The following is a 19,249-nucleotide window of genomic DNA, read 5'->3' as shown; positions in this document are numbered from 1 at the left end:
CATGGCCGTGCTCACCCCACCACTGCCCACAGCGGCGCAGGCGACCCCGCTGACCGCGCCGCGTGCCCGCACCGCCAAGCCCAGGCCCGCGTGGGTGTCGGTGCCGCTGCGCTTCCTGTTGCCCGCGGTGTTCGTCGCCGCCTGGTGGATCGGCTCGGCCACGGGCGCGATCTCCGAGCGGGTCATCGCCGGACCGCCCGCGGTGTGGACGGCGTTCACCGAACTGCTCGGCAACGGCCAGCTGATCGATTTCGCCACCGCCTCGTTCGTGCGGGCCGCGCTCGGCGTCGGGATCGGCGTCTCGGCCGGGCTGCTGCTCGGGCTGGTGTCGGGGTTGTCCGCGCTGGGCGAGGAACTGGTCGACTCCACCATGCAGATATTGCGGGCCGTGCCGTTCCTGGCACTGGTGCCGCTGTTCATCGCCTGGTTCGGCATCGACGAGCTGTACAAGATCCTGCTCATCGCGGTGGCGACCGTGGCGCCGATGTATGCCTATACCTACCTCGGTGTGCGCAACGTCGACCGGAAGATGGTCGAGGCCGCCCGCGGCTTCGGGCTCTCCGGTCCGCGGCTGGTGCGCGAAGTGGTGCTGCCGTCCGCGTTGCCCGGTGTGCTCATGGCCCTGCGAGTCTGCTTGTCCATCAGCATCACCGGTTTGATCGCCGCCGAGCAGGTGGGTACCCGCGAGGGCGTCGGCTATCTGGTCACCCTCGCTCAGGAGTACAACCGCACCGACTACATGGTGCTGTGCGTGGTGCTCTACGCGCTGCTGGGTCTGGTCTTCGACGGCCTGGTCCGGCTGCTCGAGCGGTTCGCCATGCCGTGGCGCAAGCAGGTGGCGATCCGATGAGCGAGGACCTGGGCAACCAGCCCGTCGCGGTGTCACTCACCGGGCTGCGGAAGTCCTTCGGCGACAAGACCGTGCTGGACGGGATCGACCTGACCATCCGGCGCGGCGAGTTCGTGGTGCTGCTCGGACCCAGCGGCACCGGAAAGACCACACTGCTGCGATTGCTGACCGGGCTCGAGACCCCTGACGCGGGCGAGATACTCGTGCCGGGCCGGCGGACCACGGTCTACCAGGAGCCGCGGCTCATCCCGTCCAAGCGGGTGCTGGCCAACGTGCTGGTCGGGTTGCGCCGCAACCGGATCACCCGCGAGGCGGGGCTGGCCGCGCTGGCCGAGGTCCAGCTGGACGGCAAGGCGAACCAGTGGCCCGCCACCCTGTCCGGCGGTGAAGCCCAGCGCGCTGCGCTGGCCCGAGCGCTGGTCCGCGATCCCGAACTACTGCTGCTCGACGAGCCGTTCGCCGCCCTCGACGCGCTGACCCGGCTGCGGATGCAGGACCTGGTCGGCGACCTGGTCGCCCGGCACCGGCCCGCCGTGCTGATGGTCACCCACGATGTCGACGAGGCGGTGCGGCTGGCCGACCGGGTGATCGTGCTCGATCGCGGCCGCTTCGCCGTCGACACCAGCATCGGCCTGCCGCGCCCGCGGCAGCGCACCGACCCCGCCATCCTGCGCTACCACACCGATTTCCTCGCCCATCTCGGCGTCGGCGACCCCGACCGCCCTCTCCTCAGGAGCGCCCCATGACCGACACTCTCTGGTACACCCGCTGCCAGGTCCCCACCGCCAGCGGTCTGGCGCACAGTCTCGGCTGGCTCGGCGAGACCGCGTCGGCCGCGGGCCTCGACTTCGGCGTATTGCAGGACGCCGGGCCGGAACTGGCCGGCCACCACTTTCTGCACGAGCTGCCGAGCCTGATCCGCGAGGGTGGCAATGTGCCCGCATTGGCTGCCCGCGCGCAGGGTTCACCCACCCGACTGGTCGGGCTCACCTGGATCGACGAGGCGCAGGCCATCCTGGTCGGCCCCGACTCGGCGGTCGCGGGCCCCGCCGACCTGCCCGGCATCCGGATCGGTGTCCCCGCGTGGGCCGCCGACCAGGCGCGGAGTTTCCCACGGGCGATGGCGCTGCACGGCTTCGCCAACGCCCTGCGGCTGAGCGGGCACACCTTGGCCGATGTGACCGTGGTCGAGCTCGCCGTCGATCGGGATCCCCAGGTGCGCAACGGCATTGCGCGCGACCGGTCCACCACCTGGGGAGTGGCCGAGCTGCTCGACGGCCGGGTCGACGCGATCTACGTGAAGGGTGCGCGCGCCAAGGACGTGGCCGCCGAACACGGGCTGCGGGTAGCGGTGGATCTGGACGCCACCACCGACACCCGGTTGCGCGTCAACAACGGCACACCGCGCCCGATCACGGTGCACGCCGAGCTGCTCGACCGCCGGCCCGAGGTCGTCGTCGGATTCCTTGCGCAGAGCCTGCGCGCGGCGGACTGGGCCGCCGACAACCCCGACCGTGTCCGCGACGTACTCCAACGGGAGACCTTCGCCGGGCCCGAGGGCGTACTCGCCGCCTATGGCGCCGGGCTCCGGCATGGCCTGCACCCCTCGTTGTCGCAGGACCGGCTCGAACTCCTCGGGGTGCAGAAGCAGTTCCTCTACTCCCACGGATTCCTGGCCGAGGACTTCGATCTGGATTCCTGGGTGGCGGCCGAACCACTGGCACGGGCGCGCGAGCTCGTCGAGGCCGAGAAGGCGGCGGCATGACCGAATTCCTCTGGCGCCTGCCTACTCGCGGCGACGGCAGGCGCGCCCGGCCCGAGCTACGGCACCGAGGCGGTTTCGGCGCGCAGCGGCCGCCGAGTCCCGCCACCGATCCGTGCCCCGGCCGCTACGGACCCTTCGATGATCTGGCCCAGATCATCGACGCCGCCGAACTCGCAGGCCTCGACGGTGTGCTCGCACCCTACGACCCGTTCGGCGAGGAGTCCTGGATCGTCGCCGGCGGTGCGCTGCGCGGCACCCGTCACGCCACCGTGGTGGTCGAATTCGACCCCGCCTTCGGCACACCGGTATACGCCGCGAAGATGTCGGCCACCCTGCAACGGATCTCGCGCGGCAGACTCGCCTGGCGGCTGGTCGTCGACACCGACGACGACGCGGCGGCCGCCCGCGGCGACACCGTGGCCGGGGCCGACCGCTATGCCCGCGCGGCCGAGTTCCTGACCGTGGCCCGTGGTGTGTGGAACGCCGACCCGGTGCCGGGCGCCGGCTTCGAGGGGACGGGCTTCGCCTTCGAGGGCCGCTTCTACGACGTGGTCGACGGCGGCTTCCGCGGCATCCTGTCCGGCCTGCCGTTCCCGCTGGTCCACCTGACCGGCGATTCGGCTGCGGCACTGGATCTCTCGGCTCGTCACGGTGACGTGCACGTGTTCACCGAATCTCCGGAAGGTGCCACCGCGGCGGTCGGCGCCCTGCGCGAGCGCGCCGCCGCGGCGGGCCGCACGGTCCGGGCAGCGGTGGAGGTACCGGTGGTGGCCAGGCAGACCGAGCAGGAAGCGTGGGCACGAGTCCGCAGACAGTGGCACGAGCTGGGGCACGACGCCGGTGCGGCGCACACGCTCGATCTCGGCGACGGGCGCTGGGCCGGCTTCACCGATCTCGGCTACCCGCAGCCGATCGGCCTGGTCGGTAGCTATGAGCAGGTGGCCGCGCGGTTGCGCGAGTACACGGCGGCGGGCATCGACACGGTCGTGCTCAGCGGCCATCCGCACATCGAAGAAGTACATCGCGCGGGCGAGCACCTGCTGCACCTGGCCGATCCGGCCGGGCGCACGCTCACCGCCGCCGAGGAGGTTCCGGCGTGACCATCGACATCTACTGGCGCATCGGGATGGAGGGCGACCACGCCTCCCTGCGCACCCCGCGCCGCTACAACCGCGGCCACGCCAACGGTTATCGCCCCGGCAATATCGCCCCGGCGATTCGAGGGGGCAGGCTGGACGACTACGGCTACATCGACCATATGGCCGCCGTCGCACGCGCCTCCGAATCGGCGGGCTTTCTCGGTGGGCTGCTGCCGTCCTTCCCGGTGACCGACGATCCATGGGCGGTCTCGGCGGCGCTGGCCCGCGAAACCACCACCTACCGCTTCATGGTCGCCTTCCAACCCGGGTTTCTGCATCCGGTGCAGGCGGCGCGGATGTCGGCGAGTCTGCAGCGGGCCACCGGTGGCCGGCTGGTCTACAACATCATCAGCGGCGGCGGGGGACCGGCGCAGCTGTGGTGGGGCGATAAGGTCGCCCACGACGATCGCTACGGGCGCACCAGCGAATTCCTCGACGTGCTGCGCGGAGTCTGGGACGGCGAGCCCTACGACCATGACGGCCGGTTCTTCACCACCCACGGCGCCGCGCTGCCGCCCGGCCTGGCCGGGCAACCGTTCCCCGAGGTGTACTTCTCCGGCTCTTCCGGCGCCGCCGTCGCCGCCGCCGGGCGGCACGCCGACTACTACCTGTCCTGGCTGGAACCGTTCGACGATCTGCGCGCGAAATTCGACGGCGTGCGCGCGCATGCCGAAAATCTGGGCAGGACACCGAAATTCGCGGTCCGCATCGACATCGTCGCCAGGCACACCGAGGAAGCCGCCTGGGCCGAGATCGAACAAGGCTGGGCCTTCGTCGACCGCGGCGCCGCCGAACGCGCGGCCCGCGGCGACTCGGTCGGTGCGGCCCGCATCAAGGGCTGGGTGCCCGAGACCATCACCGGCTACCGCGATCTCGAGGTGTCGCCGAATGTGTGGTGCGGGTTCAGCCTGATCCGCGGCGGACCGGCCTTCGGGCTGGTCGGCAGCTACGAACAGGTCGCCGAACGGCTCGACCACCTCATCGCGCTCGGCGTCGACGCGTTCATCCTCGCGGGTAACCCGCATCTCGAGGAGGCCTACCGCGTCGGCGAAGAGGTGCTGCCGCTGCTCGGTCGCTCCCGGCTCACCGCCCGAGCCCAATCCACCGCGCTCACCACAGTCCGATAAGAGGAGAACACCGTGACCACCACCGAGACCCGGCTACCTGCCGCCGTCGCCGAATTCGCCGCCGCCGCAACCCGCGACGCCGAGCGGGCACTGCGGGTGTTCCGCGACACCGGCACCGTCACCGGCAACGGCACCGTCAACTTCGTCGAACGGGTACCAGGCGAGGAGATCGCCATCGCACTCAACGCCCCGGGCCCCTGGGCCGAGGACCAGACCGTGCGCCCGATCGTGGCCGCCTTCGACGGCACGGTGCTCGACGGCGCCGGCCCGGCCGGTTTCGTCACCGGCTACGCCGAGGTGTTCCGCCGTCACCCGGAGATCACCTCGATCGTCCACGTGCACAGCCCTTGGCTTGGCGGCTGGGCCCAGACCCACCGAACGCTGCCGATCCGCTACGCCGCCGCCCAGCGGCTCACGCTCTCCCGGGAAATCCCGCCGCATATCGATCGCAGCATCGGCGCGGGGGAGTTCATCCTGCGACGGCTGGCCGAGGACCCCGACCTCGTCGCCATCTTCGAGGCCAACGGCGGCGCCAACGTCATCGGCCGGGCCGGCCTGCTCGAGCTGGCGAAGTTCGTCGTCCTGCTGGAAGAAGGCGCACAGTATCAAGCCATCGCCGAAACCCTCGGCGGCTCGGTCGAATTCGACCCCTCCAACCTCGCCGTGCAGTGGGGCCGCACCGGCCTGGCCGACGAGGCCCGCCGCCGCGGCCTCCTCTGAGCCCACAGGAGCACTCCCATGACCATTCGCATCGGCTACTTCCCGCACAACAACTCCCTGTTCGTCCTGCGTCACCGCGGCATCCTCGAGCGCCGCCTGCCCGACGTGGAATGGGTCGATCTGCGTGACCTGCCCGCAGGCCAGCGCGTCGACCCACGATCCGGCCTGCCGACCCTGCATTCGGACTGGCTGTTCACCGAGGGCGGCTACGACGTGATCGGCACCGGCTTCACACCGCCCATCACCGGCCTCGCCCACGGCCGCGACCTGGTGTACCTCGGCATCTCCGGGCCGCGGGTGGAAAACGGCAGGCTGGTCACCACCGCCGCCAGCGGCATCCGCACCCCGGCGGATCTGCGTGGCAAACGAGTCGGCATCGCGCACGGTTCCTGGCAGACCACGCTGTTGCTGTTCGCGCTCGACCAGGCCGGGTTGCGCTGGTCGGACATCACCCCGGTCGACACCGACGTCCACGACGGCGGCGCCGCGCTGCTCGACGGCTCGCTCGACGCGTGGGTGGGCGCTTACCCGGGCCTTGCCGCGGTGGAAGCAACCACCGATCTGCACACCCTGGTGGCAACCGAACCGCTGTTCAGTCATCCCTCACTGTGGTTCACCCGCCGCGACTTCGCCGAGTCGAACCGCGTGGCGATCGCCGAAATCCTTGCCGCACTAGAGGAATCCGACACGTGGATCACCGAGAATCCCCGTGCGGCCGCCCAGTACTTCGTCGACGACGCACGCGCCAAAGGCGCCGGCGCGGACCTCGACGCCTGGGAGGCAGCGCTCCGCGGCCGCCCCTTCGGCGTCCACCCGGTGGACGAGGCCTTCCTGGACGAGCAGCAGCGCGCGGCAGACCTACTGGCCGCCAACGGCCTGCTGCCGCGCACAGTGCGCGTGCGTGACGCGGTTCTACCGTGGGTCGGCGAGGTGGCGACAGCCGTCTGACCTGCACCGCGCCGCTCGGCTGGGGTAACGCCGACCGGCCATTATCGGTCGGATCCGGCTCAGCTCAGGGGCATGGATGGTCGACGGCCTGTCCGCGCGCTGCCGCTCGTTGAGCACGTCCGTTGGCGTCGCTCGATGAGGGATCACACAGCCGGTTCTGCCCGGACCGTTTCGTACATTTGCTCGATCGCCCGCGAACAGTCATTGCGGTCGTAGCCGAGCAGCTCGGTCTCGGTCGGGTCCGGCTGGTAGCTGATCACATTCCCGCGGCCTTGGACAATGAATCCGTCGGGCAGGAGTGGATGCTCGTCATCGCGCTCAACGATCACCCGGCCACCGCCCGCGGCGTCGACGAGCATCTGGAAGTACTCCCGGAAGGTGAGGTTCTCATCGCCGATCAGATAAGCCCTTCCCGGTTCGGCATGTTGTAACGCACCCCGAATCGCCTGGGCGAGCGATCGAGCGGACATGTAGTTCGTGCCACCGGGTGGTGCGAAATCAGGGATCTGTGGTTCGGTGCCTGCCGCCCAGGAGAACAGCTTGCGATAGCGCTTGGCGGAGCGGCCGCTGATGGCGCCGAGGATGTTCGGAGGGTTGAGCGTCGAGACGTTGAAGGAATCATCAGCGAGTGCCCTTGCGCCCTCGTCGGCGGCTCGGCGGGCCGCGACGTAGGGCAGCGCGTCGGCAAGGTCGGGCCGCACATGATGGTAGTAGCTGCCGATCTGGACGAAACGGTGCACGCCGGCCGCTTTGGCCAGCGCCGCGAATCGCGGGACACCCTCGGATTGCGTCTTCTGCCAGAACTGTGATTCGTCGGCTCCGCGACCCATATGGCGGAAGTCCTGGCCGGCGGCGAAAACGATGGCGTCGAACGCCGCGAGCTGGGTCGCGGTGAAGGTCTGCTCGGTGTAATCGCCGATGAGCACGGGGAAATCGTGGACAGGGGAACGGCTGTCCAGCCGATTGCGTGCCGCCACCGTGACCTCATTGCCGTGCTCGCGCAGATGTAGAGCTGCGTGCGCGCCGATCATGCCGGTGCCGCCGACGATCAGAATCTTCATGAAAACCCTTTCAGGAGTCGAGATCACCCAGTGCGAGAACCGGTCGCCGCTCCGTCCATCCCAGGTGCAGGACCCGGCGCGCGATCAACCAGCGTCCGTCGACGCGCCGATAGCGGTCTCGGTAGCGCAGATGCCACACGACATCGACGGCATTGCCGGGGCTTGCCGGTGAGATGGTGCGCGATGCACGCGACGTCGCCGGTCGCCGTGTCGGGTGCCGCGGCCATGTCGAAAACGTTGCCCACGATGGCATGCAGGGTGGCGTGGGTGCGTTCGAGCGTGCGGCAGGTCTCGATGATCGCGGCGCGGCCGCGCGCTTCATGCGTCGGGCGCATGGTGCGCGGTGGATCCGGCACGGCGAGCACCGCGTCTTCGGTGAACAAGTGGGCGAGCTCGCCCAGTTCCCTGCGGTCGGCACAACTCGCGTACCGGTGGACGAGATCGGACAGCTCGGCACGGTCCTCAGCGGTGATCACGGCGGGCCTCCTCGGTCACGGGTCGCGGGGACGGTTCGTCCAGCCACCCGAGGCACGCGGTACCCACCCGCCGCTGCCAGGCGTGCCGCCGTCGACGAGCGGCCGGCGATACCGCGATAGGCGTGCCGATCCCGCCGGCACCACCGGTGACCACTGCGCGCCGGCCGTTCAGCAACCGACCGGGAGTCGCGATCGCTGGATGGGGCATACGCCCATCTCACTGACCCCCCGAGTTCGGCGCGAGCCCTGCTCCCGGTGGGCGGGAAGTGCGTGCCGGGCGCGCATTCCGCTGAGCGGGCCTCAGCCTTGCCCATTGTGCGCCTGCGTTGGAGCCTTGCCGAGCGTCCGCGTGGCCGCGGCAGTATCGAGATCGGCGCTCAGCACAATCGCTTCCTTCGGCACCCTCGCGACCGGCTATATCGCTCGTCCGCTCGGCGGGGAGACATTCGGGCATTTCGGTGACCGGCTCGGCCGCAGATCGATGCTGATGATCACCATGGTCATGATGGGCCTGTCCAGCGCGGCGATCGGCCTGCTACCGACGTATCACGCGATCGGTGTTGCTGCGCCAATCGTGCTGGTGCTGCTGCGGATCGTGCAGGGAATCGCGGTGGGAGGGGAGTGGGGTGGCGCGGCGCTCATGGTCGTCGAGCACGCCGACGCGGGCAACCGCGGGCGCTGGGCCGGAATCATGCAACTGGGCACACCTTTCGGGTTCCTGCTGTCCACCGCGGCCGTGACCATCGTGACCCCCAACTGTCGAACCCTCTGTGGGCGATGGGCGCCGCACGCCCGAGTCGTTCGCCGCGCGCCAGACCGAATCGATCCGGAATCGGCTCGGCGGCTACCAGCGGATGCCCTCGACGGTGTCGAGTGGTGTTGGTTGTGTGGTGGTTTCGGTAGTGGAGTCGCTGGTTCGGATCGTTTCGGGGAAGGTGAGTTGTGTGCGTTTCTCGATCTCGGTGACGGTGACTTGGTAGGTGCGGAATTCGTCGAGGTCGAGTGCTTCGAGTTGGTCGAGGTTCTGGGTGAGAAGGAACGCGCGGCTGTGTAGTCGGCCGTTGGTGATGTAGGTGATGATTTTGAAGAACTCGCGGGGGATACGGAAGCCGCGGTAGCTGCGGTCGTCGTCGTGGAAGATCGGGCCGGCGATGATGGTGACGCGGAGGTTGTCGAGGTCGACATCGGCGAAGACGGCGTCTTCGAGTTGCCCCCAGATGCCGTTGCGGCCCGACTGGTTGAAGTCGTCCATGTGTGGGGTGATGTTGGTGTAGTAGAACGAGTCGCGGTTGGCTTGTTCGGCCTCGGGGCGCGGACCCCACAGTAGGTCGGCGCGGCGGGCGATGTGCCCGCGATCGATGCGGTTGTCGCGGTAGAGCTCGTTGCCGGCTTGATATTCGGCCGGGATCCGAGGATCGAGGGTGAAATCGATTCCGTTGCGGCCGAGACGTTTGACGTCACTGCCATCGATATTCCAGGCGACCCAGCGGGCGAACCGCCGCGACTTGCTCAACGCCAGCGAGAAATGGGTGTAGGTGAGAACCGGTGAGCCGTCGAGGGTGACGGTGTCGTCGACGAGGGCGGGATCGAGTTCGGGTAGGTCGACGCGGGTGCCGAGGAAGTCCACATCGAAGCCGGTGGCAGCGACGGTTTGCGTCGCCGACGGTGGTGTGAGGGTGATTCCGAGCTTCTCGAACACCGAGCGTGGCAGGCAGGCCAGAGCGTGCTCGTCCGGGCTGGAGTCGGTTTCGCCGCCGAAGTGCAGACCGACCATCACGGTGGTGGGCGCGGTGCCGGTGGTGGCCATCCACACCGCGCCGGAGTCGCCGCCGCGACTGATCTCCCCATCGGCGGCCGGATGCGCCGGGTCGGGCCCGATCTCGAAGCAGCCGATCCGGTGCTCGCCGGCATCGCCGTAGCCGATCTTGACGATGACGTCGACGCGCCGCACCACACCATGGGTGATGGCGGTGGTGCGCCCGCTCTTGACCACCGTGTCTCCGAGTTCGGGATCGCCGATGTCGGTCGGCGTGAGATCGAGTCCGAGGATCGCGGTCTCGAACCGGCGATCCTCGATGGTGGCGACCGCGCAATCGCCGGCGATCCCGAGGTGCGAGCGCCGCAGCACACCGAGCCGGTTGCGGTCGGTGCGGTTGTCGTCGTGCGGGCCGGGCCGGACGACGATGTCACCGATCGCTGCGCCGGGTCCGTGCAGGACGTGCCAATTACTCAACACCAGCGGTGTGCCGTCGGCGGCGTCGTAGCCGATGCACCCGAGGGTGCCCGCGGTCCCGTTGATATTGGCGACACTGATACCGGGCACGACTGGATCCCTGCGCACCTTGGTCTGCGGCGGCTCGGCCTCGGCCACGATGCGGAACGACGGCTCGTACCGGCGTTCGAGCACATCGGTGGGCACCGCGACACCATCGACGTCGATCGTTTCCGGAATCATGCTCGTGCCCAACGCTTCCAACTGCTCGGGGCCCACCTTCTTGCCGACGGTGAACTGCACCGACAACACATCCGTCGCCGCGCCATCGGTGATCTTGTAGCCGATGCCGATGGACGTGATATTGGGATCGTCGAGGTAGCCCGCACCTCGGGCACGGATGAAACAACGCAACGCCGCCGGCAGGTCGTCGCCGGAGCTGGGGGAGGCGGCGAGCTTCGCGGACATCGGGACGGCTCCTTCTTCGCGCTACGCGGGTCGATCCGGCACTGGACGCACCCACTACCGGATACACCGACGCGCTGACGCCGAATCGTGGTCGCGGTAACGGTTCCGGGAACTATCGCCGAACCTGCAACGCCGCCTCGCCGGTCCTCGCCGCGCATCTCGACAGGACTGCCACGTCCGGCCTGGCCCGAACCGGTAGGCGTGGCGTGCGGCAGGAGCGGGCGATCCACCCACCGGCCCGACGACGGAGACAGGGCTGCCCGAAGGACGTGGATCACTACGCTGGCCGAGTGGAATTCACAACGGACGTCGAGCGTGGCGCGTGGCTGCTGGCGCGCGCCGGCGAGCACGGGGTCGGCAGTGTCGCCGGGATCGGCTTCGAGGCATACGCGCGGATCCTGCACCCGGTGGAGGCGGTCCGCCGCGACGCCGAGGTCACCGACGAGTGGGGCGGATCCGCGGTCGTCGAGGAGGCGATGTGGCCGTGGGCCGAGGTCGCGGCGCGCAATGGCAGAGTGATGCATCCGCTGGTGCAGTGGCGTCACCTCACCGACGGTGAGAATCAGGCCGCGATGACGTTCGACGACGGCTGGGAGGTCGGCCAGTCCGACGAGGGCTGGTTCGATCCGCGCTTGCTGGCCGCGCTCACCGATCACCTTCGCGCGACCACCGAGACGCCGGACCAGGTGACGGCCGCAGTGTGGCATGGATTCGGCGAGCTGAACACATCAACGGGTGTGGTGTGCATCGCGTCCACCGATGGCGATCCGAACACTCTTGCCCGGGAGCGAGCGCGCATCGAGGCCGAACTGGCAGCCTCGGTCTCGCCGCAGGTCAGACGAGCGTTCGACGCCGGACCGTTCCTGCCGTGGCCCGGGCGCGACTACATGCTGTTCGACACCGGTCTCACCGAACTCGCCGACCCCGACTGGGTGGATGCCGCCGGCCTCGGATGGACGACCGACTTCCCCGGCGTGACGCCCCAGCTGCTCTGGCCCGCCGATCAGGCATGGGTCGTGGCCAGCGAAATCGACTTCGACTCCACGATCGTCGCCGGCTCACGCACCCTGGTCGACGCGGTGCTGGCCGACGATCGTTTCGAGACCTTCGAGGTCACCGAGGAATCCGACCTGAGCTGGGACGGCGACACGATCAACCCCGCGCCGAAAGGCTCGGGTTCGGCTTGACGACAGCAAAGGCGTGGACCGACAGGCACGTAGATCTACTTGCCGACGTCCTCGCTCGCGCGCCGTGCGCCCGTCGGCTGTTGCGTGCGGGCCGGCAACGAGGAAGGCGCGCAATCGTTTTCCGACTTCGGGATCATCGATGCCGATCACGGCCGCATCGTGTGATTCGTGATGGCTCGACTGGAGGTTCTCTACTTCGCTACCCGAGGCGCCCATCAGCGCTTCGAGTGTGGCGTGCAGAGCTTCGGTGACGACATCGATCGCACCGGTGGCCAGACGGGGTAGCGCGTTGAATGCGGCCTGCCCTCCGGATGCGCCCCTGAACACCCACACGCCGGGCGTCCTGACACCGTCCCGGCGATGGCTGCTAGTAGCCTGTCGGGAGTTGAAGGGTTCCTGCACCTCAGCGCAGAACGATGAGCCATGCGCACGCGCGAGGGCTCCGGGCTGCGATGGGGAGCGAGGCCGGGCGAAGCGCGAAGGGCGAGGGAGACAATGGTCGAAGCCGCGAAGGAGCTTGCTGATCTCGTCGATCGCCGTGGCTTGACGGTCGCTGTCGCCGAGTCGTTGACGGCGGGCAATCTCGCCGCGGCCCTCGGTGCCGCGCCGGATTCGGCGGCGTGGTTCCGCGGCGGGGTCGTGGCCTACTCCAGCGAGGTCAAGCGGCGAGTGCTGGATGTTCCGGAGGTGCCGGTGGTATCCGAGACCGCGGCGCGGGCGATGGCCGAGGGCGTGCGATCACTGATGGATGCCGATATCGCGGTCGCGACCACGGGGGTCGGTGGCCCCGGTCCAGAAGACGGGGAGCCCGCCGGGTCGGTGTGGTTCTGCGTGGTCTCGCGCACCGAGTCCCGAGCGAGTCATCGGCAATACGACGGAGACCCGGCAGCGGTTCTCGACCAGTCGGTGCAGTACGCGATCGAGTTACTGCTGTCGCTCGCGAAGGCGGATGTGTGACCACTCAACCGTTCCGCCCGCTGGGGCTTTGCGGGCTGCTTCGTTCCTAGCCGATGCGCATACCGCGACGGCTCGGGTGCGACCACCCGGCAGCCGCGCTCTGCCGGGACACGGATACCGCTGCGGGCGATTGCGACGATGCCATCGGCGTCAGGGCTTGAACCAGCGCACCCTGGATCACCGACCTGTCCGGGCAGATCGCTGACCTATGGAAGTGGTGCGCCGATTCAGGCCGAACCGAGGGCGAAGAGGGCGCAGGCGGCGAGCAGGATGAGTGTGATGATCCAGACCGCGCGGGTGGTGTAGGTGTGACGCATGCGTGTCTCCGGGATCAGACGAAGGTGAAGCGTTCGGTGTGAACGCGGTCGGCGGGGACATCGGCGGCGGCGAGTGCGTCCTCGATCGCGGTGACCATGGGCGCCGGGCCGCAGATGAAGTATTGGTGGTGCCGGTACCGGGCGGGTAGGTGTCGCTGCAGCAGCGCCCGGTCGATGAAGCCGCTCTCGCCGTCCCAGTCCGGCGGCGGGTTCTGGGGCACGAGAACGGTGGTGAGGTCGAGGAGCGAGGTCAAGCCGGCGATCTCCTCGTCGAAGGTTTGTTCGTCGAGGTTTCGGACCGCGTACAACAGCAGGAACGGGCGCCGATCTCCGCGGTCGGCCATGGTGCGCAGGATCGACATCGCGGGAGTGATGCCGACGCCGCCCGCGATGAGGACGAAGCCGGGGCCTTCGTGGCGATCGGGGGTGAACACGCCGTGCGGTCCGTCGAGGAAGGCCCTGGTGCCGGGGGTGATGTCGCCGACGGTGGCGGTGAAATCGCCGAGTGCTTTGATGGTGATCGCGATCTGGCCGGTGTCCTCCGCACTGGAGGAGAACGAGAACGGGTGGGCGGTCACCTTCGCCACACGCCACGGCCTGCGCAGCCGTCGCAGCGGCGCGAGGACGCGCACCCATACGAGCAGCCCCACCAGCGCCACCGTCATCACGATCCACAGCCACACCTTCCACGTCGCGTCGAGGTAGTAGCCGACGAGCAGCATGTGCGCCAGTGCCAGCGCCACCACCGCGACCGAGAGACCACCGTGGATCAGCTGCCACACCTCGTAGCGAATGCGCAGCCGCTGCCGCCACACCGAGGTCGCGATCACGATCAGCAGCAGCACCGTCGATGCGATCGCGCAGCGCGCCCGCCACGGCGCCTCGGCGAGGTTCAACAGAGCCACGATGTCGACGCCGCCCGCCTGTAGCAGGACTGGATGAGCGAGAATGAAAGCCAGTGCCACATAAGAGATCTGGCGATGGAACTGCACGAGCGCGTCCTCGCCGAAGGGCGCTGCCACAGCACGAAAGCGTGCGACGAGTGCGAACTGTGCCCCCAGCATGGACATGCCGACGAACCCCAGCGCGACCGAGAACTCCACCCAGAACCCCCGGCCGCCTCCCACTGGACCGACAACGGCGAACGCCAGTGGCACCACCGCGACCGCGACGTACAGGACGATCCATCCGATACCTCGAAGCACCACCGACACACGTACCTCCCGGACGCAAGGGGGTGTCCGGCCGCACTCGGCCGGCGCCGACGTTCACGCTATCGGCGAGCGCGGCGATCACGGCTACCATGCGCGGTGTCGCTGGTCGAGAGTGGCGATGACGGTGTCCGGATGTGTTCTCGAGCGGCGCCGCCCGCTCTGGGCCTCGGCTGATCTGTCGAGTGAGCGGTTGGGCGACGGCCGAATGAACGGCGCGGTCAGTCGTCGGCCGATGCGAGATTCGCGACGAGACCGTCGACGACGTCGCTGACGGCCTTGCGGACGTCGTAGCGCGCCACCGCGGCCGTCCATTGCGGCAGGACACCGACCGCGGCGGGGAAATCGTCGAGTAGGTCGGTGGCGGCGGACTCGGTCCAGTGCGGAGGCGCTTGGCCGCGGCGGGTCGCGGCGGCGCGGTCGTCGGCTGCCCGGCGGGCGGCGAGTTCACCGAGGGTGAAGCGCCAGAGCACCGAATACAGGTAGACCGCTTGCTCATCGGTGGCGCCGAGCGTCCTTGCGCAGCCGACGAACTCGTCGAGGATCCACATCGCCGCCCGGCCGTAGGTCTCGCCGGTGACGAGAATGTCGACCACCCAGGGCAATTCGTGCAGGGTCTCGATGAGGTAGAGGACGATCGCCACCAGCCGGCCCCGGGGGTCCGTGGGGAGGTCCGGGCGCTGCAGGTCGTCGGCGCGGGCATCGAGAACGGCGAAGAACAGGGCGCTCTTGGTGGGAAAGTGATGGTAGATCGCCGCCGTGCTGACGCCGAGTCGCGCGGCGAGGCGCCGCATGCTGAACGCGTCGGCACCGTCGGTGGCGAGCATGTCGCCGGTGGCGGCGACGACCGCCTCGCGTTCCAGGCGGACCGGTCGGCCGCGGCGGCGGGGCGTGGAGATCGGCATGGCGCTCTATTCTTCCGATGGCGCTCTCGACAGGAGAGCCGGGGTGTGGTCCCATGATAAAAACACGCGTCGGGAAAATCGCCGTAGGCTCTGATCGCCGCCTTCTCGGGCGGCCTCCGACTGTGTTAAGGTCGAGCTCTTGTTAATGATAATCGTTTTCATTGACCGGCGGTCGAGCCGGGAGCTGTACGCGGGGAATCGACGGGAGCCGTGACATGACTGGGACCGGAGCGACGCTCCAGGCGGACGAGGTGGAGCAGGAGCCGCAGCTGGCCGGGGACGCACCCGAGGTGACTCCCGGCAGCGCGCTCTTCCAGGTGACCGAACCGGTCCGCGGACGGCTCGGGGCCGCGCTCGCGGTCGCCGCGCTCGGGGGCGCGGCGGGAGTCGCCGGGTTCGTCTGCCTGGCACTCGCGTTGCGAGAACTCCTTGCCGCCGATCCCGCGAGCGGCACGGTCGTGCTGTGCCTCGTGCTCGCCGCCGCCGGGTTCGTCGCCCGATTCGCGTTGCGTGCCTGGTCTTTCCTGCTCTCGCACCTGGCCTCGTTCGATCTCGAGCAGCGCCTGCGCCGCGATCTCGCCACACATCTGGCCCGGATTCCGCTGGGGGAGGCGCAGCGGCTGGGCTCGGGCGCGGCGAAAAAGGTTGTCCAGGACGATGTGCGCGGGCTGCACATGGCGGTGGCCGACGCGGTGCCGCTCGCCGGGTTCACCATCGCGCAGCCGGTCGCGGCGCTGATCGCCCTGGGGTTCGTGGACTGGCGGCTGCTGCTGGCGGTCGCGTTGTTCCTGCCGGTGGTGTTCGTCGGGATGCAGTTGAGCTTGCGCGATTACGTCGAGACCCGGCGTCGCTACGACGAGGCCAACGAGGCGATCAACGCGGCGACGGTGGAATTCGTGCAGGGGATGCCCGTGGTGCGGACCTTCGACGACGGCACCGTCTCCTTCCGCCGGTTCGTGGACCGGGTTCGGCAGTTCAATGTCGCTACCACCAACTGGCAGAACAACAATCGCGGCGCGATGATCTTCGCCAACCTGACCGTCGCGCCGCTGCCGACCATCGTCATCGTGACCGCGGTGGGCATCTGGTTGTCCTCTGCCGGGTCCATGTCGCCCGCCACGCTGATCGCGGCCATCCTCATCGGCACCCTGCCGGTGGAGTCGGTGGTGCCGTTGATGAATCTGTCGAATTTGATCAACGACTCCAAGGCCGGCGCGGCGCGGATCGTCGACGTGCTCGAGATTTCGCCGTTGCCGGAGCCCGAGCGCCCGCAGCGCCCGGTCGACGGGTCGATCGAATTCCGGTCCGTCCGGTTCGGCTACGCGGGCGCGGACCGGGCCGCCCTGGACGGTGTCGATCTGACAGTGCCGAGCGGGACCGTGTGCGCGCTGGTGGGGCCGTCGGGGTCCGGGAAATCGACGGTCGCGCGGCTGATTCCGCGGTTCTGGGACGTGGACTCCGGGCAGGTGCTGGTCGGCGGTGTCGACGTGCGGCAGATCCCGTCCGAGGCCCTGCTCGGGCACCTGGCGATGGTCTTTCAGGACCCGTTCCTGCTGTCGGACACCGTGGCCGCGAACATCCGGCTGGGCCGGCCGTCGGCCACCGACGCCGAGGTCGAGGCGGCGGCGCGGGCCGCGCGGGCACACGATTTCATCGTCACGGAACTGCCGCAGGGCTATGAGACCCCGGTCGGCGAGCGCGGCGCCCGGCTTTCCGGCGGCCAACGGCAGCGGATCACCATCGCGCGGGCGCTTCTGATGGACGCACCGATCGTGATCCTCGACGAGGCGACGTCGTTCGCCGATCCGGAGAACGAGGCGGCCATCCAGGACGCCATCGCCGAACTCACCCGCGGCCGCACCGTGCTCGTGGTCGCGCACCGGCTGTCCACGATCGTCGACGCCGACCAGATCGTGGTGCTCGAATCCGGCCGGGTCGCCGAAACCGGCACGCACAGCGAACTCGTCGCGGCCGGTGGCACCTACGCCCGGCTCTGGGAGCACCACCAGCGCGCCCGTGGCTGGGGCCTCGGCGCGGGCACCACCGAGGAGATCACGCACCGATGAGAAGAATCCTGCGGCTCATGCTGCTCGCCGCCGGTGACTACCGAGACGAGTTCCGCCGCACCCTGTGGTTCGCGCTGCTCGCGTCGATCCTGCAGGCTGCCGCCTACGCCACCCTCGTTCCGATCCTCTACGAACTGAGCCGACCCGAGGTCGACACCACCGCCGCATGGCGCTGGTTCGCGGTGCTCGTGGTGTGCTGGGTGCTCCAGGCGGCCTGCCACTACGGGCAGCTCCGGTTCGAGTTCGGCCGCTGGGCCGACGTGCTCGCGGGCACCCGGCTGCGGCTGGGTGAGCGACTGCGGACCATGGCGCAGGCCGACCTCGAACGCCGCGCCGCAGGCGATCTCACCACGGTGATGGGCAGCAATGTCGCCAACGCGACGATGGGATCGTCCGGGATGGCGCTGCTGTTCATCCAGATGGTGACAGTGCCCGTCATCATCGGCGTGATCATCTTCGCCGTCGACTGGCGCCTCGGTCTGGTGCTCGCGGTGTCGTTGCCGTTCGCGGTGTTCTTCGTCCGCCGCATCCAGCAGATCACCGGCGTGGGTGCCCGCCGGACCGACGCGGCCGATGCCGCGGCGGCGAACCGGGTGGTCGAGTACGTGCAGGGACTGCCGGTGCTGCGGGCGACCGGGCAGGTGGGCAGCTCGTCGCAGCGGCTGGTCGAGACTCTGCGCGAGCAGAACGAAGCCATGTCGGCGATGCAGAAGCGGTTGACCTGGCCCGGCCTGTTGGCTTCCAGCGTCGTTCAACTCTGCCTGGTGGCGATGGTGGCCGTCGGCGCGGCCCTGGTGCTGGACCTGCGGCTGTCGGCGGCGCTGCTGATCGCCGTGGTCGCCGCCGCCGTGCGCTTCGCCGAACCGCTGTCGACCATGGCGAACCTGTCGGCGATCTTCGAGGTCATCGATTCGGCGCTGGAGCGCGTCGGCGACGTGCTCGATACGCCCGTGCTGCCGGTCGGTGCCCCGGAGGCGCGGATCACCGCGCACGACCTGGAATTCGCCGACGTGCACTTCGGGTACGGCGACGGCGGCGCGGTATTGCGCGGGGTGTCCTTCACCGCGCCGGCGCGCTCGCTCACCGCGTTGGTCGGCCCGTCCGGCTCAGGGAAGACGACGGTGACCCGGTTGCTGACCCGCTACGCCGACCCCGACGCGGGTAGCGTCCGGATCGGCGGCACCGACCTGCGCGACCTCGACCCGGCAGAGATCTACCGCAATATCGCGGTGGTGTTCCAGGACGTGTATCTGTTCGACGACACGATCCGGGCCAACATCGCGATGGCCGCACCGGACGCCACGCAGGAGCAGATCGAGGCCGCCGCCAGGGCCGCCAATGTGCACACCTTCGTCGAACGGCTCCCGCACGGCTACGAGACCCGCGTCGGCGAGATCGGCGGCGCGCTCTCCGGCGGTGAGCGCCAGCGCATTTCGATCGCGCGCGCGATCCTCAAAGACGCGCCCATCGTGGTGCTGGACGAGCCGACCGCAGCGCTGGACACCGAGAGCGAGGTGTACGTCCAGGAAGCCATCGACGCATTGGTCGCGGCGAAGACCGTCGTCGTGATCGCGCACCGGCTGTCCACCGTGGTGGCGGCGGATCAGATCCTGGTGCTGGAGGACGGTGTGGTCTCCGAGCGCGGCACCCACGCCGAACTGCTGGCACAGCAGGGGCGCTACAGCGCGATGTGGGCGGCGCAGACCAGGGCTCGGCACTGGAAGGTCACCGCCGCGGTGTGACGAGAGGGCGGCTTGCGCCCGACGTGGGTGGCCCAGACCAGGGCGCACGGGAGGCCCACCGCCACGGTGCCCACGAAAGCGATTGCGGCACTGCGTGT

Annotated in this window: 16 protein-coding genes and 1 pseudogene; 12 read left to right on the top strand and 5 right to left on the bottom strand. The window is 69.2% G+C overall.

Translation table 11 applies throughout. The features are described from left to right. Position 1: 1 nt before the first annotated feature. The 7 genes from AC4HOU_RS01350 to AC4HOU_RS01320 are packed head-to-tail and all read left to right on the top strand — an operon-like array spanning position 2 to position 6,549. On the top strand, positions 2–850 hold the full coding sequence (locus AC4HOU_RS01350) for an ABC transporter permease (protein ID WP_163813206.1): 849 nt from the start codon (positions 2–4) through the stop codon (positions 848–850). Beyond that, positions 847–1,596 (top strand): ABC transporter ATP-binding protein, encoded by a 750-nt coding sequence (locus AC4HOU_RS01345; protein ID WP_195019410.1) that lies wholly within the window; start codon positions 847–849, stop codon positions 1,594–1,596. Before AC4HOU_RS01350 ends, AC4HOU_RS01345 begins: the two co-directional genes overlap by 4 nt. Beyond that, positions 1,593–2,615 (top strand): ABC transporter substrate-binding protein, encoded by a 1,023-nt coding sequence (locus tag AC4HOU_RS01340; RefSeq protein ID WP_490724013.1) that lies wholly within the window; start codon positions 1,593–1,595, stop codon positions 2,613–2,615. The genes AC4HOU_RS01345 and AC4HOU_RS01340 overlap by 4 nt, the downstream gene beginning before the upstream one ends. Next, on the top strand, positions 2,612–3,715 hold the full coding sequence (locus AC4HOU_RS01335; RefSeq protein ID WP_490724012.1) for an LLM class flavin-dependent oxidoreductase: 1,104 nt from the start codon (positions 2,612–2,614) through the stop codon (positions 3,713–3,715). Before AC4HOU_RS01340 ends, AC4HOU_RS01335 begins: the two co-directional genes overlap by 4 nt. Next, positions 3,712–4,881, top strand: coding sequence for an LLM class flavin-dependent oxidoreductase (locus AC4HOU_RS01330; RefSeq protein WP_195019407.1), 1,170 nt, complete (start codon positions 3,712–3,714; stop codon positions 4,879–4,881). The genes AC4HOU_RS01335 and AC4HOU_RS01330 overlap by 4 nt, the downstream gene beginning before the upstream one ends. A 12-nt stretch (positions 4,882–4,893) precedes the next feature. Continuing rightward, on the top strand, positions 4,894–5,601 hold the full coding sequence (locus tag AC4HOU_RS01325) for a class II aldolase/adducin family protein (protein WP_195007110.1): 708 nt from the start codon (positions 4,894–4,896) through the stop codon (positions 5,599–5,601). Positions 5,602–5,619: 18 nt separating this feature from the next. Then, on the top strand, positions 5,620–6,549 hold the full coding sequence (locus AC4HOU_RS01320; protein ID WP_490724011.1) for an ABC transporter substrate-binding protein: 930 nt from the start codon (positions 5,620–5,622) through the stop codon (positions 6,547–6,549). Between the two features lie 143 nt (positions 6,550–6,692). On the opposite strand, the gene AC4HOU_RS01315 is transcribed toward AC4HOU_RS01320, so the two are convergent. Continuing rightward, positions 6,693–7,610: an NAD-dependent epimerase/dehydratase family protein gene (locus tag AC4HOU_RS01315; RefSeq protein ID WP_195007111.1), complete on the bottom strand. Its 918-nt coding sequence runs from the start codon at positions 7,608–7,610 to the stop codon at positions 6,693–6,695. 23 nt (positions 7,611–7,633) lie between these two features. Further along, a complete protein-coding gene (locus AC4HOU_RS01310) occupies positions 7,634–8,086 on the bottom strand; it encodes a nuclear transport factor 2 family protein (RefSeq protein ID WP_490724010.1) in 453 nt (150 codons plus the stop codon). A 364-nt stretch (positions 8,087–8,450) separates the two neighbouring features. On the opposite strand from AC4HOU_RS01310, the pseudogene AC4HOU_RS01305 reads away from it, so the two are divergent. Then, positions 8,451–8,837 (top strand): annotated as a pseudogene (locus AC4HOU_RS01305) (MFS transporter); the annotation flags it as partial. Between the two features lie 93 nt (positions 8,838–8,930). Here the strand turns inward: AC4HOU_RS01305 and AC4HOU_RS01300 are convergent. Further along, a complete protein-coding gene (locus AC4HOU_RS01300; protein ID WP_228815084.1) occupies positions 8,931–10,766 on the bottom strand; it encodes a DNA/RNA non-specific endonuclease in 1,836 nt (611 codons plus the stop codon). Positions 10,767–11,056: 290 nt separating this feature from the next. On the opposite strand from AC4HOU_RS01300, the gene AC4HOU_RS01295 reads away from it, so the two are divergent. After that, the gene (locus tag AC4HOU_RS01295) at positions 11,057–11,953 is read left to right on the top strand and encodes a hypothetical protein (protein WP_194992449.1); all 897 of its coding nucleotides are present in this window, start codon (positions 11,057–11,059) and stop codon (positions 11,951–11,953) included. A 495-nt stretch (positions 11,954–12,448) separates the two neighbouring features. Continuing rightward, complete coding sequence (locus AC4HOU_RS01290) at positions 12,449–12,910, top strand: CinA family protein (RefSeq protein ID WP_194992450.1); 462 nt, start codon at positions 12,449–12,451, stop codon at positions 12,908–12,910. Positions 12,911–13,241: 331 nt separating this feature from the next. Here the strand turns inward: AC4HOU_RS01290 and AC4HOU_RS01285 are convergent, their stop codons facing one another. Together AC4HOU_RS01285 and AC4HOU_RS01280 are read right to left on the bottom strand one after the other, a co-directional pair. After that, positions 13,242–14,435, bottom strand: coding sequence for a ferredoxin reductase family protein (locus AC4HOU_RS01285; protein ID WP_490724009.1), 1,194 nt, complete (start codon positions 14,433–14,435; stop codon positions 13,242–13,244). Positions 14,436–14,659: 224 nt separating this feature from the next. Next, positions 14,660–15,343: a TetR/AcrR family transcriptional regulator gene (locus AC4HOU_RS01280; protein WP_195007115.1), complete on the bottom strand. Its 684-nt coding sequence runs from the start codon at positions 15,341–15,343 to the stop codon at positions 14,660–14,662. Positions 15,344–15,558: 215 nt separating this feature from the next. Between AC4HOU_RS01280 and AC4HOU_RS01275 the strand changes: the two genes are divergently transcribed. Together AC4HOU_RS01275 and AC4HOU_RS01270 are read left to right on the top strand one after the other, a co-directional pair. Beyond that, positions 15,559–17,409, top strand: coding sequence for an ABC transporter ATP-binding protein (locus AC4HOU_RS01275; RefSeq protein WP_228815083.1), 1,851 nt, complete (start codon positions 15,559–15,561; stop codon positions 17,407–17,409). Further along, positions 17,406–19,151: an ABC transporter ATP-binding protein gene (locus tag AC4HOU_RS01270; protein WP_195019403.1), complete on the top strand. Its 1,746-nt coding sequence runs from the start codon at positions 17,406–17,408 to the stop codon at positions 19,149–19,151. Before AC4HOU_RS01275 ends, AC4HOU_RS01270 begins: the two co-directional genes overlap by 4 nt. Positions 19,152–19,249: the final 98 nt, after the last annotated feature.

Source organism: Nocardia sp. JCM 38205 (assembly GCF_058222935.1).
Note: the sequence above shows the minus strand (reverse complement) of the source record. Positions and strands in the feature narration are given on the sequence as shown.

Coding starts and splice junctions, on each gene's coding strand:
- AC4HOU_RS01335 (WP_490724012.1), top strand. CDS start 2,612: ATGACCGAATTCCTCTGGCGCCTGCCTACTCGCGGCGACGGCAGGCGC.
- AC4HOU_RS01320 (WP_490724011.1), top strand. CDS start 5,620: ATGACCATTCGCATCGGCTACTTCCCGCACAACAACTCCCTGTTCGTC.
- AC4HOU_RS01275 (WP_228815083.1), top strand. CDS start 15,559: ATGACTGGGACCGGAGCGACGCTCCAGGCGGACGAGGTGGAGCAGGAG.
- AC4HOU_RS01315 (WP_195007111.1), bottom strand. CDS start 7,610: ATGAAGATTCTGATCGTCGGCGGCACCGGCATGATCGGCGCGCACGCA.
- AC4HOU_RS01350 (WP_163813206.1), top strand. CDS start 2: ATGGCCGTGCTCACCCCACCACTGCCCACAGCGGCGCAGGCGACCCCG.
- AC4HOU_RS01280 (WP_195007115.1), bottom strand. CDS start 15,343: ATGCCGATCTCCACGCCCCGCCGCCGCGGCCGACCGGTCCGCCTGGAA.
- AC4HOU_RS01340 (WP_490724013.1), top strand. CDS start 1,593: ATGACCGACACTCTCTGGTACACCCGCTGCCAGGTCCCCACCGCCAGC.
- AC4HOU_RS01270 (WP_195019403.1), top strand. CDS start 17,406: ATGAGAAGAATCCTGCGGCTCATGCTGCTCGCCGCCGGTGACTACCGA.
- AC4HOU_RS01345 (WP_195019410.1), top strand. CDS start 847: ATGAGCGAGGACCTGGGCAACCAGCCCGTCGCGGTGTCACTCACCGGG.
- AC4HOU_RS01300 (WP_228815084.1), bottom strand. CDS start 10,766: ATGTCCGCGAAGCTCGCCGCCTCCCCCAGCTCCGGCGACGACCTGCCG.
- AC4HOU_RS01290 (WP_194992450.1), top strand. CDS start 12,449: ATGGTCGAAGCCGCGAAGGAGCTTGCTGATCTCGTCGATCGCCGTGGC.